Origin of the sequence: Allobosea sp. TAB14 (assembly GCF_052113865.1) — a bacterium.
GTDB classification, from domain to species: Bacteria; Pseudomonadota; Alphaproteobacteria; order Rhizobiales; family Beijerinckiaceae; genus Allobosea; species Allobosea spartocytisi.
The window spans coordinates 1-11,712 of sequence record NZ_JBFRDQ010000133.1; the positions used below are offsets into that span (position 1 = coordinate 1).

An 11,712-nucleotide genomic window follows, 5' to 3' on the forward strand; every position below is an offset into this window, starting at 1 on the left:
GTCTTGAGCTGCATCTCCTCGAGCTTGCGCAGCGCGCGCAGGCGCGTGTCGAGGATCGCGTTGGCCTGGACCTCGGTGAGCTCGAAGACCTTCATCAGCTCGATCTTCGGCTCGTCCTCCTCGCGGATGATTTTGATCACCCGGTCGAGGTCGAGATAGACGATCAGCAGGCCGCGCAGGATTTCCAGCCGCTTGTCGATCTGGCCGAGGCGGAAGCGCGAGCGCCGCTGCAGCACCTCGCGGCGATGGTCGAGCCAGGCGCGCAGCGCCTCAGCGAGGCCGAGCACGCGCGGCACCAGCCCGCCGGTCAGCACGTTCATGTTCATCGGAATGCGCGCTTCGAGCTCGGAGAGCCTGAACAGCGATTCCATCATCAGGTTGGCATCGACGTTGCGGGCGCGCGGCTCGATGACGATGCGGATGTCCTCCGCGGATTCGTCGCGAAGGTCGGCGACCAGAGGCAGCTTCTTGTCGTTGAGCAGCTCCGCGATCTTCTCGATCAGCCGGCCCTTCGAGACCATGTAGGGGATCTCGGTGACGACGACCTGCCAGGCGCCCCGCTCAAGGTCCTCCTTCAGCCAGCGCGCGCGGGTGCGGAAGGCGCCGCGGCCGGTGCGGTAGGTCTCCGCCATCGAGGCGCGGGTCTCGACGATGATGCCGCCGGTCGGGAAATCCGGCCCGGGCACGAAGGTCATGAGCTGCTCGGAGGAGGTCTCCGGGTGCTGGATCAGGTAGAGCGCGGCGTCGCAGAGCTCAGCCGCGTTGTGCGGCGGGATCGAGGTCGCCATGCCGACCGCGATGCCCTGCGAGCCATTGGCCAGCAGGTTCGGGAAGGCGGCCGGCAGTACGACCGGTTCCTCGTCCTCACCGTTATAGGTCTCGCGGAAATCGACCGCGTCCTCGTCGATGCCGTCGAGGAGCAGGCGCGCGACCTCGGTCATGCGCGCTTCGGTGTAACGATAGGCGGCGGCGTTATCCCCGTCGATATTGCCGAAATTGCCCTGCCCGTCGACGAGCGGGTAGCGCTGGGCGAAATCCTGCGCGAGGCGCACCAGCGCGTCATAGACCGACTGGTCGCCATGCGGGTGGAACTTACCGATGACGTCGCCGACGATGCGGGCGCATTTCTTATGGACCTGGCCGGGGTCGAGCCGGAGCAGACGCATCGCATGGATGATGCGCCGGTGGACCGGCTTCAAACCGTCGCGCGCATCCGGCAAGGCGCGGTGCATGATGGTGGAGAGCGCATAGGCGAGATAGCGTTCTTCGAGCGCCGATTTCAGATCGATGCGCTCGGCTCCATCCTCCGGCGGCGGATCGATCGGTTTGCCCATACGCTGTCAGCCCTCTTCCCGTCCAAATTCGCGCCGATCCTGATCGTCCGGAGCATTGCTCCCTGCGGAAACCGGCACCCGCTTCTTCGCGCCATGCTCTATGGCACAGCACGAATCAGCCCGCCAGAACAATGCAGGTACGCACGCATGCGCGCAAACGCCGGAGCGGCCATTTTGCGTTCAATCGGTGGATGAATTCGCGGCCAAGCGCGTCGCCAGATCGACCAGCCGGGCGCGCTCCGGCGGCTCCTGCAAGCCGCGCGGCTCGAAGAGGTGCCGGCGCAGGAAAAAGCCGGTCAGGGCGAAGCCCGACAGGATGTCGGCGGCGGAGGGCTGGCGTCCGCCCTGTCCCTCGACGAGAAAGGCCGGGAGCTTCAGCAGCCGGTCGAGATAGGGCTGCGCCGCCGGGCGGCTGACGGCCTTGCCGGATTTCGGTGAGACATGGCTGAGGTCATCGGGCGTGCCGGTCACGGCGCAGCGGGCGAGATCGAGCCCGAAACCGAGCTCGGAGAGCATGGCGAGCTCGAAGCGCACCACCAGCGGCGGGGCGAGCTGCGGCTCGTCGAGATGCTCGACGAGGACGGCGAGCCCCTCATAGAGACCCGGATGCGGATCTCGCTCCGGCAGGAGGCGCAAGAGGCCCGCAATGGTCGCCAGCCCATAGAGCGCGACCGGTGTGGCCATCAATCGCGCGGCATGGGAGGTCAGCAACTCCACTTTGTACTCGCCGAGATGCTCGTCGAGACGAGCCCGCCATGTCAGCGCGACCCGGTTGCCGGGCTGGAGCAGCGGCTGCGTCTTCTGCGAGCGCCCGCCGCGAACGAGGCCGAGATGGCGGCCGTGGAAGCGCGTCATCACCTCCAGGATCACGGCGCTTTCGCCATGCCCCCTCAGCCCGATGACGGTGCCCTCGTCGACCCATTCCATGGACTGGATGTAGGGCAGACAAGCGCAGGAAGGAACCGCGTCATGGTCGGGCTTGCCCCGACCGTCTCGGAAACCAGCCATCTCGTCATGAGATTCTCGGGTCTGCGCTTCGCTTCGCCCGAGAACGACGCCTCGTCGGTTTCACACATATTGCGCGATGCCGCCGCCGAAGGACCAGTTCTCGCGTGCCGTCTCGACGAGATTGATGAAGATGTCGTCGGAGCGCAGGCCGGGATCGCGGCGCAAATTCTCGTGGATCCTCGCGAACAATGCCTTCTTCTGCGTCACGCCGCGCGAGGCGCTGACGGTGATCTGAATGACCACCATCGCATCCGAGCGGTCGAAGCCGAAATAATTGGCGTCGTAGATGAACTCGCCGGCATCGTGCTGGTGGACCAGCGCGAAGAGGTCGCCCTCAGGCACCTCGAAGGTCTCGCGCAGCGCCTTGTAGACGCCATCGACGATGGCGGCGGGCTCGGAGGCCGGGCGGCCGCGGCGCATGGAAATCCGGATCAGGGGCATGGTCGTCTCCATTTGCGGCGACGCGCGATCCCGCGCCGGTCGCCGATGGAGAGAGGCTAGCGTTGAAACGACAAACATAAAACCGTATCATAAGAGATACCAGAGATACGGATTATTGATTTATGAGCCCCCCTGCCCTCGACGTGGACGCCGTCGCCGCCTTCCTGCAAGCGGCCGAGCTCGCCAGCTTCACACGCGCGGCGGAGGCGCTCGGCTCGACGCAATCGCTGGTCAGCACCCGGATCAAGCGTCTCGAAACCACGCTCGGCCGGCTGCTGCTGCAACGCCATCCGCGCCTCGTGCGGTTGACGCCGGAAGGCGAGCGCTTCCTGCCGGCGGCGCGGGAATTCCTGGCGGCGCATGGCCGCGCGCTCGCGGCCTTCACCGAGGAGCCGGAGCGTATCGCGGTCGGCATCAGCGAACAGGCGGCGGGGCCCGACATCCCGTTCCTGCTCTCGCGGCTGGCGGCGCATGATCCCGGCCTCGTCGTCAATCTCCGGATCGAGCCGTCAAGCCTGCTGGAAGCCGCCTTCGAGGCCGGGGAACTCGACGTCGTGCTGGTCCGACGGGTCGGGGGAGGCAGGACCGGCGAGGTGCTGCGCGAGGATATCTTCGGCTGGTTCGCCTCGCCTGCGCTGATGCCCTGGCCGGACGCGCCGCTGCCGATGATCAGCCTCGTCACCGAGTGCGGCCTGCGCCGCCACGCCATCGAGGCATTGACCCGCTGCGGCCGGCCCTGGCGCGAAGCCTTCATCGGCGGTGGCATGGCGGCAGTGCTGGCGGCGGTCTCGGGTGGGCTGGGCGTCAGCCCGCTCGCCAGCCGCATCGCGCCGCGCGACGCGGTCGATGTCGGGGCGGATTGGGGCCTGCCGCCGCTCGGCCACTCGCAGGTCGTGCTGCGCAGCCAGGTTTCCAGCGCGCGCGGGCGCTCCTTCGTCCGCGAACTCGCGGCGGCGTTCCGGGGGTGAGCCTCGCGGTAAGGCTGCCGTCATCGGGAATGACAGGCGTGCCCCGGAAGAACGGCCCTATCCCAGCACGCGCTCGACCCGGCTGATCTGACGCTTCTCGCGCAATTCGCTGATGATCGCCGAGAGGTGCTTCAGGTCCCAGACCGTCAGATCGATCGTGACATCGGTGAAGTCCGGATTGGGCCGGTTCATCTGGACGGCGTCGATATTGCCATCATGCTCCGCGATGATCGTGGTGATCTGGGCGAGCGAGCCCGGCTCGTTGATCGACTTCAGCGCGATCCGCGCCGGGAAGCGCTGCGGCACCTTGTCGTCGAGATCCCAGCGGACATCGAGCCAGCGATCGGGCTCGTTGTCGAAGGCGGCAAGCGCTGGCGACTGGATCGGGTAGATCGTCACGCCCTCGCCTGCCGTCAGGATGCCGACGATGCGGTCGCCCGGTACGGCGCCGCCTTGCGGCGAGAAGCGCACCGGCAGGTCGCGCCCAAGGCCCCGGATCGGAATGGCGTCGGCGCTGGGCTCGCCSGGCAGCTTGAACTTSAGRTTSTCGCCCTTGCSSAGCTCGAACCAGCCCTTGCCGCTCGCCGTGGCCGCGGCCGGCTTGGGCTCGCCGGCCGTGCGCTTCTCCGGCTCCAGATCGGGGTAGACGGCCTTGACCACATCACCCGAATACATCTCGCCGCGGCCGACGGCGGCCAGCACATCGTCCACGGTGCTGCGCGCGAGGCGTTTCAGTGCCGCCTTCAGCTTCTCGTCGGAGAAGGCCTTCTCGGCGCGCGAGAAAGCGCGTTCGAGGATCTGGCGGCCCAGGCCCGCATATTGCCGGCGCACCGCGACACGGGTGGCGCGGCGGATGGCGGCGCGGGCCTTGCCGGTGACGACGAGGGATTCCCAGGCGGCAGGCGGAGCCTGCCCCTCGGCGCGGGTGATCTCGACCTCGTCGCCGTTCTGCAATTCGGTCAGCAGCGGGGCGATGCGGCCGTTGATCTTGGCGCCGACGGCGCTGTTGCCGACATCGGTGTGGACGGCATAGGCGAAGTCGATCGGCGTCGCGCCGCGCGGCAGGGCGATGAGCCGCCCCTTCGGCGTGAAGCAGAAGACCTGGTCGTGGAAGAGCTCGAGCTTGGTGTGCTCGAGGAACTCCTCGGGGCTGTCGCCCTCGGCCAGCAGGTCGACGGTGCGACGCAGCCATTGATAGGCGCGGCTCTCGTCGACGAGCTGCATCGGCTCACCGGGGCGGCCATCCTTGTAGTGGGCATGGGCGGCGATGCCGTATTCGGCGATGCGGTCCATCGAATCGGTGCGGATCTGCAATTCGACGCGGCTGTGGCCGGGGCCGACCACCGTGGTGTGGATCGAGCGGTAGTCGTTCTGCTTGGGCGTCGAGATGTAGTCCTTGTAGCGGCCCGGCACCATCGGCCAGGTCATATGGACGATGCCGAGGACGCGGTAGCAATCCTGCGGCTTCTCGACAATGACGCGGAAGCCGAAGATGTCCGACAACTGCTCGAAGGAGACGGATTTCCGCTCCATCTTCTTCCAGATCGAATAGGGGCGCTTGCGGCGGCCATGGACCTCTGCCTCGATGCCGCTGGCCGCGAGCTTGTCTTTCAGGTCGCGCTCGATCTCGCCGATGACCTTGCCCTCGCGCGCGGTCACCTCCTCCAGCCGCTTGGTGACGGTGGCATGCGCCTCCGGCTTGATATGGCGGAAGGCGAGCTCCTCCAGCTCCTCGCGCAATTCCTGCATGCCCATGCGACCGGCAAGCGGGGCGTAGATCTCGATCGTCTCCTCGGCGATGCGCAGGCGCTTTTCCGGCGGGACGAAATGCAGGGTGCGCATGTTGTGCAGCCGGTCGGCCAGCTTCACCAGCAGCACGCGGATATCGTCGACGATGGCGAGCAGGAGCTTGCGGAAATTCTCGCCCTGCGCCGCCTTCTTCGAGACGAGGTCCAGCTTCTTGATCTTGGTGAGCCCGTCGACGAGCCGGCGGATATCCGGCCCGAACAGGTTCTCGATCTCCTCCAGCGTCGCCGCCGTGTCCTCGACCGTGTCGTGCAGCACCGCCGCGACGATGGTGGCATCGTCGAGCTTCAGGTCCGTCAGGATCGCGGCGACTTCGAGCGGATGCGCGAAGAAGGGATCGCCGGAGGCGCGCTTCTGCGTGCCATGGGCGCGCATGGCATAGACATAGGCCCGGTTGAGCAGGTCCTCGTCGGTACTCGGATTGTAGCTCCTGACCCGGTCAACGAGCTCATATTGCCGCATCATGCCCATGCGGGCCCCAGCCTCAGCCTACGATCATTGCAACGCATTATTATTTGCACAGGTCTGGGCGGCAGCAAGGCGCTTTTCCGAGTATCGGGCATGAAAAAGCCCGGCAGTGCCGGGCTTTAGAGCAAAACGGTGAAGAAATTCCCCGACGGGAATCAATCCTCGTCGTCGGCGCTCTCGGTCGGCGGCACAAGGCCGTCGAGACCGCGCAGCAGGTCTTCCTCGCTCATGCGATCGAACTGGACTTCGTTGTCCGAGGTCGCGGCGCTCGTGGGGCTGGCGAGCAGCGGGACGGTCTCCGGCTCCGGCTCGTCGACCTCGACATGCTTCTGCAGCGAGTGGATCAGCTCTTCCTTCAGATCCTCGGGCTTCAGCTTCTCTTCGGCGATCTCGCGGAGCGCGACGACGGGGTTCTTGTCGTTGTCGCGCGCCACCAGGATCGAAGAGCCCGAAGCGATGTTCCGAGCGCGATGAGCCGCGAGCAGGACCAGCTCGAAGCGGTTGTCGACCTTGTCGATGCAGTCTTCAACGGTAACGCGAGCCATGGCGGCTCCTTCCGATCTCGGCGATGCAGGGAGATGAATCTGCGACGGCCATACAGGCAAAGCCGCCGCGATGCAAGAATTTCGCTGGCTGAGATACAAGCCACCGGCGGCAAACGTCAAACGAGCGGCCGCCCTCCGCGGTCATTCCGGACAAGCCGCATCGCGGCGCCGATCCGGAATCCATCATAGAGCACGGCACCTTACGATGGATTCCGGGTCAAGCCCGGAATGACGGTGGATTCAGGCGCGCATCCGCCGCACCAGATCGTCGAGCGTCGGGTCGAAGCGCGCGCCCTCCTCCGCCGTGGTCTTGCCGCCCATGGCCGGCAGCTCGTGCGGCGCGAGCGCGGCGAAGCGCATGCGCATGGTCGTCGCCACGCCTTCGCCGAAGGCGATGGCCTCGCGGTTGCCGATCGAGGAGAGGAAGGCGATCGTGCTGGCGGAGGCGTCCGAGATCGCCGAGCGGATGATCTGCTGGTCGCGCTCATTGGCGAGGCGCATCGCGAAGATCGTCGAGCACTGCGACATGATCGTCGGGTCCAGCTCGCCCGGGCGCTGGGTCACGACGCCGAGATAGGCGCCGTATTTGCGGCCTTCCTTGGCGATGCGGGCGATGGCCTGACGCGTCGGCGCGAAGCCGAGCTGAGGGTCGGACGGCACGTAGCGATGCGCCTCCTCGCAGAGCACGAGCACCTCGATCGCTCCCTGGCTGGCGACCGCCAGCTCGAAGGCGAGGCGCGACAGCACGGAGGCGACCGCATTGACCACCTCGCCCGGCAGGCCGCCGAGCTGGAAGGCCGTGATCGGGCGGCCATGCATGGGAACGCGGAAGATCTGACCGAGGATCGGCGCCATGGTTTCGTACATGTTGGCGCGGCCGAACATGAAGCGATAGCGCGGATCGGCATGGAGCGATTCCAGCCGGACCTTGAGCGAGCGCAGCGCGGCGCGGGGCCAGCGCTGCTCGTGCAGGCCGATCAATTCGTCGATGATGGCGAAGACGTCCTTGAGCCGGTAGGGCGTCGGCGCATCATGGCTCGCCTGGGCCTGCACCGGCTCCGGCCCGGCGGCGCGCGGGCCGCCGATATCGAGCGGGCGCTTCAGCAGCGAGGAACCGAGATCCCGCGCCAGATCCGGCGCGGTCGGCGTGCGGTAGCGGGTGCGCGCCGCGGCCACGACCTCGCGCAGGATGTCGGGCTCGTCGTCCAGCGCCGGACGCCCGCGGAAGACGACCTCGGCCAGCTCCTCCTGCTTGAACATCCAGAACGGCAGATCGAGCGCGTCGCCGTCGATCGTCAGCGCAAGCTCGGGAAAGGCGCTCGAATATTCGTTGTGCGGGTCGAGGATGAGCACGCGCAGGCGCGGGCGGACGGCGACGGCCTTGCGCAGCAGCAGCGCGACCGCGCTCGACTTGCCGACGCCGGTGGTGCCCAGCAGCGCGAAATGGCGGGAGAGCATGTCCTGGATGTTCACGGTCGCGGGGATGCTCGCATCCTGCGTGATCTGGCCGATCACCACGCCGCCGCGTTCGCCGAGATCATGCACCAGCGCGAGATCGCCGGTGCGGATGCGGTGCGCCACGGCGCCAATCGGCGGATAGTTGGTGATACCGCTCTGGAAGCGCGTCTTGCCGTCCGAGCCCTCCAGCACCTCGCCGAGGAACTCGACCTCGATCCGGATCGGATTCTCGGCCGTGTCGGTCCAGGCCGCCTCGACCGCATGCACGCGATAGACCAGCGCCACGATGCGGCTGCTGCCGAGATTGATCGAGATCATGCGGCCGATCGCCCAGGCGTCGCCGGCCAGCCAGCTTCCCGTCGAGACGGCGCTGAGGATCGTGGCGCGCGCACCATCGCAGGCTATCACGCGGCCGAGCACGCGCTCCGGCGGCTGCTTCGTGTCGCGCCGGTCCGGCATGGCGTCGCTTTCGAAGATGCCCGATTTCACGGCTAGCTGCATCGCCTTCCCCGTCCCTGTGCCGACCATAAGTAGAGGCGGCCCGGTTACGATTGACTTCATGGCGGCCGGCTCATGGATTCGCGGTTAGCAAACCGCAAAGCCGTTCGCTCGCCTTGGCCGTGTCGGGGCCCATCCCGCGGACCGATCAGAATTGGTGGCCCTGCCATCACATTCGCTGCATTGAGCCCAGGGGTCCGTTTCGTCTATGCACGGCGATACGAAATAAGGGGGCGGATCATGGCCGAGCGGCTGCGTCTGGGTGTGAACATCGACCATGTCGCGACGGTGCGTAACGCACGCGGCGGCGCCCTGCCCGATCCGGTGCGCGCGGCGCATCTGGCGATCAAGGCGGGGGCTGACGGCATCACCGCCCATCTGCGCGAGGACCGGCGCCATATCCGCGACGAGGACATGGCCCGGTTTGCCGCGGAACTGACGAAGCCGCTCAATTTCGAGATGGCCGCCACCGACGAGATGATGGTGCTGGCGGAGCGCTTCCGGCCGCACGCGGCCTGTCTCGTGCCCGAAAAGCGCGAGGAGCGCACCACCGAGGGCGGCCTCGACGTCGTCGGCCAGCAGGCCCAGCTCGCGCCGCGCATCGCCCGGCTGAAGGCCGCCGGCTGCCGGGTCTCGCTGTTCATCGAGCCGGACGAGGCACCGATCGCTGTGGCGGCGAAGCTGGGCGCGCCCGTCGTCGAATTGCACACCGGAAGCTGGTGCCACGCCGTCGCCGATGGCGATGCCGCGAAGGCCGAGGCGGAGTTCCAGCGGCTGAAGAGCGGAGCGGCCTATGCCGCCGGGCTCGGTATCGAGGTCCATGCCGGACACGGACTCGACTACGCGACGGCCCGCAAGCTCGCCGCGGTTCCGGCCTTCGCGGAATTCAACATCGGCCATTTCCTGATCGGCGAGGCGATCTTCGTCGGGCTCGAAGCCGCGATCACGGCCATGCGCCAGGCCATGGACGAAGGGCGCGCGGCGATTTAAGCCGGAGGCATGATCCTCGGCATCGGCTCCGATCTCTGCGACATCACGCGCATCCAGAAGTCGCTCGACCGCTTCGGCGAGCGCTTCACCCATCGCATCTTCACTGAGGGCGAGCGGGCGAAATCCGACCGACGCGCGACGCCGGCTGCGTCCTATGCCCGCCGCTTCGCCGCCAAGGAAGCCTGCTCCAAGGCGCTCGGCACCGGGATGCGTGCCGGTGTGTTCTGGCGCGATATGGAAGTGGTCAACTTGCCCGGCGGGCGGCCGACGATGCGGCTCACCGGCGGCGCGGCCGAGCGGCTGAAGGCGATGACGCCGGCCGGTTTCGAGGCCTTCGTCCATGTCTCGCTGACCGACGATCCGCCGATGGCGCAGGCCTTCGTGGTGATCGAGGCCCGGCCAGCCGGCGGCTGAAAGCACGGCACGCCAATCCGCGAGAACGGAACAAAAAAGGCCGGCGCTGGTGGCGCCGGCCTTGTTGATTGAGCCTGAAAGCTCGAGCCTGGCTTATTCGGCCGGCTGTGTGCCGCTGACGACGCCCTGCGGCTCGTCGCTCAGCCAACGATAGATCACGCCGCCGAGGATGCCGCCGAGCAGCGGCGCCACCCAGAACAGCCAGAGCTGCTGAAGGGCCCAGCCGCCGACGAACAGCGCCGGGCCGGTGCTGCGGGCCGGATTCACCGAGGTGTTCGTCACGGGGATGCTGACCAGATGGATGAGGGCGAGGCCCAGGCCGATGGCGAGCGGCGCGAAGCCGGCCGGCGCCTTGCCATGGGTCGAACCCATGATGATGAAGAGGAACATCATCGTCATCACGACCTCCATCAGGAAGGCCGAGACGAGGTTGTACTTGCCGGGCGAATGCTCGGCATAGCCGTTCGAGGCGAAGCCGCCGGCGAGATCGAAGCCAGGCGCGCCACGCGCGATGACATAAAGGAGGCCCGCGGCGACGATCGCGCCGACGACCTGCGCCACGATATAGGGGACCACCTGCCCGCCGGGGAAACGCCCGCCGGCCGCGAGGCCGACCGTCACCGCCGGGTTGAGATGGCAGCCGGAGATATGTCCGATGGCATAAGCCATCGTGACGACCGTGAGGCCGAAGGCGAGCGAAACGCCGAGCAGACCGATACCCACATTCGGAAAGCCGGCGGCAATGACGGCGCTACCGCAGCCAGCAAAAGTAAGCCAAAACGTGCCGATGGCTTCGGCGGCATATTTCTTTGCATTCATTAAAATAACCCCCGATTGAATACTCGCGAACACTGGCCTTGCGCCGGAGATTCGTCAACATCCGACCTCCGCGTCCGGAGCATGGACGCCGGCTCAACCTTGCTGCTTCTGCTGCATTGCATCATCGGCATGGCAGGCACCGCAGAAGGCCGCCGTCGCCGCGGAATCGCCATAGTGCGAGCGCCTTAACCTCGGCGAGATCGCCAGGCACGACGGGCGGATCGGCGACCCTGCACCGGGAGAGCGCATGGCGGCCCCATCCCCTTGTCAGGGCAGAGGATTGCGCGGAAAAGTGGTTTCCACTTTGCGGCCCGATGCTGTAGACCGCGCGCTGGATCGCAGTCTGGATCATCGCGCGCCCCGGGGGACGCGCGGTGATCCGTATATTTTATGATCGCACCGGATGTGTCCGGAAAGTGGAGTCCGCTTTCCGGTCCGATGCTGCAGGGAGCGCCCGCGTGGCCAACGACGTCGACAGCAAAACCAAGGCGGCCAAGGAAGAAGGCGGCATCCTCGAGACGATCAAGGTGGTCGTCCAGGCCCTTCTGATCGCGCTCGTCATCCGCACCCTGCTGTTCCAGCCCTTCAACATCCCGTCCGGCTCGCTGATCCCGACGCTGCTGATCGGCGATTACCTGTTCGTCTCGAAATACACCTACGGCTATTCGCGCTACTCGATTCCGTTCGGGCCTCCGGTGATGTCCGGCCGCGTCTGGGCGGCCGAGCCCAAGCGCGGCGACATCGCCGTCTTCAAGCTGCCGAGCGACAATTCGACCGATTACATCAAGCGCGTCATCGGCCTGCCCGGCGACCGCATCCAGATGATCGAAGGCATCCTCAACATCAACGGCCAGCCGGTGAAGCGCGAGCGCATCGCCGACTATGTCACGAGCGACAACTGGGGCCGCAACGTCCCGGTGATCCGCTATGTCGAGACCCTGCCCAACGGCGTGAGCCACGAGA

General features: G+C 66.8%; 11 protein-coding genes. 4 read left to right on the forward strand and 7 right to left on the reverse strand.

Annotated elements, in window-relative coordinates:
- From parC to AB4Y99_RS19060, 3 genes are all read right to left on the reverse strand, one after another.
- Positions 1–1,334: DNA topoisomerase IV subunit A (gene parC / locus AB4Y99_RS19050; RefSeq protein ID WP_441524414.1), on the reverse strand; the 1,334-nt coding region annotated here is incomplete at its 3' end.
- A 180-nt stretch (positions 1,335–1,514) separates the two neighbouring features.
- Positions 1,515–2,261: a DNA repair protein RecO gene (gene recO, locus AB4Y99_RS19055; RefSeq protein ID WP_441524418.1), complete on the reverse strand. Its 747-nt coding sequence runs from the start codon at positions 2,259–2,261 to the stop codon at positions 1,515–1,517.
- Positions 2,262–2,402: 141 nt separating this feature from the next.
- Positions 2,403–2,783 carry a tautomerase family protein gene (locus AB4Y99_RS19060; RefSeq protein ID WP_441524415.1) on the reverse strand — a complete coding sequence of 127 codons (381 nt, stop codon included), beginning with the start codon at positions 2,781–2,783 and terminating at the stop codon, positions 2,403–2,405.
- A gap of 122 nt (positions 2,784–2,905) precedes the next feature.
- Between AB4Y99_RS19060 and AB4Y99_RS19065 the strand changes: the two genes are divergently transcribed.
- Positions 2,906–3,751 (forward strand): LysR family transcriptional regulator, encoded by an 846-nt coding sequence (locus AB4Y99_RS19065; protein ID WP_441524416.1) that lies wholly within the window; start codon positions 2,906–2,908, stop codon positions 3,749–3,751.
- Between the two features lie 57 nt (positions 3,752–3,808).
- Here the strand turns inward: AB4Y99_RS19065 and AB4Y99_RS19070 are convergent, their stop codons facing one another.
- The 3 genes from AB4Y99_RS19070 to AB4Y99_RS19080 all read right to left on the reverse strand — a co-directional run bounded on the left by AB4Y99_RS19070 (position 3,809) and on the right by AB4Y99_RS19080 (position 8,529).
- Positions 3,809–6,022: a RelA/SpoT family protein gene (locus AB4Y99_RS19070; protein ID WP_441524419.1), complete on the reverse strand. Its 2,214-nt coding sequence runs from the start codon at positions 6,020–6,022 to the stop codon at positions 3,809–3,811.
- Between the two features lie 158 nt (positions 6,023–6,180).
- Positions 6,181–6,570 carry a DNA-directed RNA polymerase subunit omega gene (rpoZ, locus tag AB4Y99_RS19075; protein WP_038368333.1) on the reverse strand — a complete coding sequence of 130 codons (390 nt, stop codon included), beginning with the start codon at positions 6,568–6,570 and terminating at the stop codon, positions 6,181–6,183.
- Between the two features lie 240 nt (positions 6,571–6,810).
- Positions 6,811–8,529, reverse strand: a complete 1,719-nt coding sequence (locus AB4Y99_RS19080; RefSeq protein ID WP_197062821.1) for an ATP-binding protein — start codon at positions 8,527–8,529, stop codon at positions 6,811–6,813.
- 234 nt (positions 8,530–8,763) lie between these two features.
- On the opposite strand from AB4Y99_RS19080, the gene AB4Y99_RS19085 reads away from it, so the two are divergent.
- Positions 8,764–9,516, forward strand: coding sequence for a pyridoxine 5'-phosphate synthase (locus AB4Y99_RS19085; RefSeq protein ID WP_441524420.1), 753 nt, complete (start codon positions 8,764–8,766; stop codon positions 9,514–9,516).
- Between the two features lie 9 nt (positions 9,517–9,525).
- Entirely contained in the window at positions 9,526–9,930 is a 405-nt protein-coding gene (gene acpS, locus AB4Y99_RS19090) for a holo-ACP synthase (protein ID WP_038368334.1), read from the forward strand.
- Positions 9,931–10,023: 93 nt separating this feature from the next.
- Here the strand turns inward: acpS and aqpZ are convergent, their stop codons facing one another.
- Complete coding sequence (aqpZ, locus tag AB4Y99_RS19095; protein ID WP_038368335.1) at positions 10,024–10,749, reverse strand: aquaporin Z; 726 nt, start codon at positions 10,747–10,749, stop codon at positions 10,024–10,026.
- A gap of 458 nt (positions 10,750–11,207) precedes the next feature.
- Here aqpZ and lepB point away from each other — a divergent pair.
- Positions 11,208–11,712, forward strand: a 505-nt coding sequence (gene lepB, locus AB4Y99_RS19100; RefSeq protein ID WP_441524417.1) for a signal peptidase I, incomplete at its 3' end; no start/stop codon positions are given.

Bases quoted from the DNA above. Each gene is read 5' to 3' on its own strand.
- recO (WP_441524418.1), bottom strand. From the start codon at position 2,261: ATGGAATGGGTCGACGAGGGCACCGTCATCGGGCTGAGGGGGCATGGC.
- rpoZ (WP_038368333.1), bottom strand. From the start codon at position 6,570: ATGGCTCGCGTTACCGTTGAAGACTGCATCGACAAGGTCGACAACCGC.
- acpS (WP_038368334.1), top strand. From the start codon at position 9,526: ATGATCCTCGGCATCGGCTCCGATCTCTGCGACATCACGCGCATCCAG.
- AB4Y99_RS19065 (WP_441524416.1), top strand. From the start codon at position 2,906: ATGAGCCCCCCTGCCCTCGACGTGGACGCCGTCGCCGCCTTCCTGCAA.
- AB4Y99_RS19080 (WP_197062821.1), bottom strand. From the start codon at position 8,529: ATGCAGCTAGCCGTGAAATCGGGCATCTTCGAAAGCGACGCCATGCCG.
- AB4Y99_RS19060 (WP_441524415.1), bottom strand. From the start codon at position 2,783: ATGCCCCTGATCCGGATTTCCATGCGCCGCGGCCGCCCGGCCTCCGAG.
- aqpZ (WP_038368335.1), bottom strand. From the start codon at position 10,749: ATGAATGCAAAGAAATATGCCGCCGAAGCCATCGGCACGTTTTGGCTT.